The sequence below is a fragment of the Streptomyces tricolor genome (genome assembly GCF_002155905.1).
In the GTDB taxonomy this organism is placed as follows: Bacteria; Actinomycetota; Actinomycetes; order Streptomycetales; family Streptomycetaceae; genus Streptomyces; species Streptomyces tricolor.
The window spans coordinates 1-686 of record NZ_MUMF01000927.1; the positions used below are offsets into that span (position 1 = coordinate 1).

Sequence of the window (686 nt, forward strand, 5' to 3'; positions counted from 1 at the left end):
CCTCGGCGTCGGCCGCGACGGCGTCGGCCTTCTCGGCGCCGTCCTCCTGGGCACCGCCTTCCTCGGTCGTGGCCTTCTCCGCAACGGCCTCCTGGGCCGTGGCCTTTCCGGCGCCGCCCGCTTCCGCGGTGGCCGTCTCGGCGTCGCCCGAGTCGGTGGCGTCCGGCGCGACCGGATCCGCGGCCCGCTCCTCGCCCCCGTCGGACGCGGAGCCGTCCGAACCGGCGGCCTCCGCCACCACCGAGCCCTCCGGCGTGGCAGTCCCGTCACCGGACTCCTCGCCGCTCTCGGCGCGCTCGGCCCCGGACGCATCGGAGGAGCCGGACGACCCCTCCGTACCGTCCGTGCCCTCAGCACTCTTCGTCCCCTCCGCACCGGAGGCGGCGGCCGTGCCCTCGTCACCCGTCGGAGCAGCCCCCTCCGCGGAGCCCTCGCTCCCGGACCCGGCCGGCTGTCCGGCGGCTGCCGCGCGCTCGGCGATCTCGGCCATCTCGCGCTTCAGGGCGACGGCGGAGAACCGCATGGTCGCCCCGCTCTCCAGGTCACCGTTGCCGGTCTCCGGCTCGACCGCGGGGGAGGCGGCCGGCGTCTCCTGCTGAGCGGGCTGGGGCTGCTGCGGCTCGAAACCTTCGGGCAGCCGCGGCATCGGGACGGGGTCGCCGGCCGGCGGCGCGGGCTGCGCGGCC

Annotated in this window: 1 pseudogene; it reads right to left on the bottom strand. The window is 78.1% G+C overall.

Annotated features, from left to right (window positions below):
* Positions 1-646 (bottom strand): annotated as a pseudogene (locus CCN44_RS41570) (topoisomerase II); the annotation flags it as partial.
* Between the last annotated feature and the right edge of the window lie 40 nt (positions 647-686).